Source organism: Bradyrhizobium sp., from assembly GCF_049586575.1.
Lineage (GTDB): Bacteria > Pseudomonadota > Alphaproteobacteria > Rhizobiales > Xanthobacteraceae > Bradyrhizobium.
Genome location: NZ_JBAVCF010000292.1, coordinates 1 through 2,514, shown reverse-complemented (window position 1 = coordinate 2,514; position 2,514 = coordinate 1). Strand labels below are relative to the sequence as shown.

General features: G+C 57.8%; 2 protein-coding genes. Both read right to left on the bottom strand.

Annotated elements, in window-relative coordinates; genetic code table 11:
- Positions 1-35: 35 nt before the first annotated feature.
- Complete coding sequence (locus WB528_RS11290) at positions 36-1,361, bottom strand: MFS transporter (RefSeq protein WP_423888495.1); 1,326 nt, start codon at positions 1,359-1,361, stop codon at positions 36-38.
- 40 nt (positions 1,362-1,401) lie between these two features.
- The gene (locus WB528_RS11285; protein ID WP_423888494.1) at positions 1,402-2,208 is read right to left on the bottom strand and encodes an enoyl-CoA hydratase/isomerase family protein; all 807 of its coding nucleotides are present in this window, start codon (positions 2,206-2,208) and stop codon (positions 1,402-1,404) included.
- Positions 2,209-2,514 lie beyond the last annotated feature (306 nt).

Sequence of the window (2,514 nt, the reverse complement as noted above, 5' to 3'; positions counted from 1 at the left end):
GCGCGTAGGTTCGGTTCGCCGCACCTTTTGCGCGGTCAGCGAAACGTCCCCTTGGTCTCCGGAACCAAGAGCGCGCCGATCAGATAGATCACGAAGATCACGACGACGAATATGGACAGCGACATCGGTATTTGCGCCGGGCCTCTGGATGCCAGCGAGACGAAGGTCGGCATCATTCCGCCCAACGCAAAACCGATATTCCAGGACAGGCCGGTGCCGCTCGCGCGGATCTCGGTCGGAAATCGCTCGTTGAGAAAGATCAGGATCGGCGCGTAACCGGCGTTGCCGAGGAATGCGATCGCGAGCGCATAAAACGTGATCATGCCGGTATCGGTCGTCGCCGCCATGCCGAGATAGCAGACCGGCAGCAACACCAGCATGCATACGCCGGCAACGATAAAGGTCTTCTTGCGGCCGATCACATCGCTAAGCGCGCCGACGAGGGTCGCTGAGATCACCGCCACCACGCTCGCGCCCATCAGGATAAGCGAAGAGACGTCATTGGGAACCTTGTTCACGACCTTCAGAAACGCCGGTAGATAGCCAGACGTGAGGTAATAACCAGCCCCGCCGCCAAATGTGATCAATAGGTTCAGCAGCAGGACGTTGCGCCAGCTGCTTGAAAATACCGCCTTGACCGGCGCCTCGATCTTGTCGGCGACGCCGGCGGCTCTCTGTTTCTGACGCTCCTTGAAGAACGGCGATTCCTCGAGATTGGTGAAAATGAACCAGCCGAGCAGCGAGCTGAGCAGGCCAGAAAAGAACATGCAGCGCCATCCCCACACCGCGAACGCCTCGCCCGGGAAAATCGACGACGTGACCAGGAAGATAAAGGAAGCGAGAAGCGCGCCAATCCCGGCACCACCGCCGCCGATGAGACCGGACATGGCGCCGCGCCGCTCGAGCGAAACCGACTCGGTGCCGATGGTATGGGTAGAGGCGACGACGCCACCGACAAATATTCCCTGAACCAGCCGCAAGACCAGGAATAACGCCGGCGCCAGGTATCCAGCCTGCATAATCGTCGGCAGCACACCAAATGCGGCGGTCGAGATTCCAACGCCGACGATCGCGACAAACATCGCATTCTTGCGGCCATAAACGTCGGCGTAGTGACCGAAGATCGCGGAGCCGACCGGGCGCATCAGCAAGGTCACGGCGAATGAGGCGTAGACCGCCGCGAGCGAGAGCGTCGGGACGCTGGACGGGAAGAACAGAGCGCCGACAACCGGGGCGACATACAACAGAATGAACAGATCGAACAGATCGAGCGACCAGCCGAGAAGCGAGGCGATGACGGCATTTCGCATTTGTCGCGTGCCGGCGGGCGGCGACACTTCAATGGTTTCAGCAATCGACATTTTTTTCCCTCCAATTTTGTCTTTATGAAATGATCGAAAATCAGCTCCCGATGAATTTCGGCGGTCGCTTGGCGTTGAACGCTTCGACCCCCTCCTTGAAGTCGTCCGACTGGCGCAGACGGCTGTAGCAATGGCCTTCCAATTCGATCGCGATCGCCAGCGTCGAATCTTCGGTATCGTTCAAGAGCTTTTTGGCCGTGCGCTGGGCCATCGGCGAGAAGCTACGAAGCTCATCGACAAGCTTGTCGGTTGCCTTTTCGAGCTCCGCATCGGGCACGCATTCGGTCGCAATGCCCCAGTCAAATGCCTGCTTCGCCGTGATGCGCTTCGAGCGCATCACGATATCCTTGGTGCGGGTGATTCCGATCATCTTTTGCAAACGCGCCGAGCCGCCCGAGCCGGGTATCTGCCCGAGCTTCTGCTCCGGCAACGCGTAAAGCGTGGTCTCGGAGGCGAGACGGAAGTCGCAGGCCAATGAAAATTCGAAGCCGACGCCGAAACAGTAGCCGCGATTGGCGACGATCACCGGCTTCGAACAGCGCGCCGGCGAAGCGATATTCCAGGCAAGCTTGGAGACCTTCTCGGGCGTCGCCTCCATGAAACCGCCGATATTGCCGCCGCTGGAAAAATGCTCGCCGACCGACCGCACGACAATGACGCGCACGCGCCCGTCCTCATCCAGCGTCTCGAATACCAGACGAAGCTGATCGCGTTCCGGCATCGAGACAACGTTGAGCGGCGGGCGATTGAGGATGATATCGGCCCGTTCATGCGCCTCGTCGATCTCGACCTGGAAGCCGTCGAGCTTGGCTAGTCTCGGATCCGCGAAAGTATAAGGGGAAGCCATGGTGATTCCTTTCTTTCAATCAGGCAGCGCTAGTGCTCGAATTCCGAAGTTCGCCTGCATTTGCGGCGCTCTCTCATGCGAACTTCGGAATTAAATGAGCACTAGCAAATTATGGGTTTCTAGCGCGGTTTAGAATTTGAAGTCCCTATGACGAGATTACCGCGAAACTGATAGGAACTTCAAATTCACCGCACTAGTGGTCCGATTCTAACTTTCGCATTCCCTTCCGAGCGTGCACTTTTGCGAATGTTGGAATCATGGGACCACTGGCGAATAAAAATTTAATTGGAGTTTTGGATTTGACAT

What these genes read in the sequence shown, in the direction of transcription:
- WB528_RS11290 (WP_423888495.1), bottom strand. Translation starts at nt 1,361, where the DNA reads ATGTCGATTGCTGAAACCATTGAAGTGTCGCCGCCCGCCGGCACGCGA.
- WB528_RS11285 (WP_423888494.1), bottom strand. Translation starts at nt 2,208, where the DNA reads ATGGCTTCCCCTTATACTTTCGCGGATCCGAGACTAGCCAAGCTCGAC.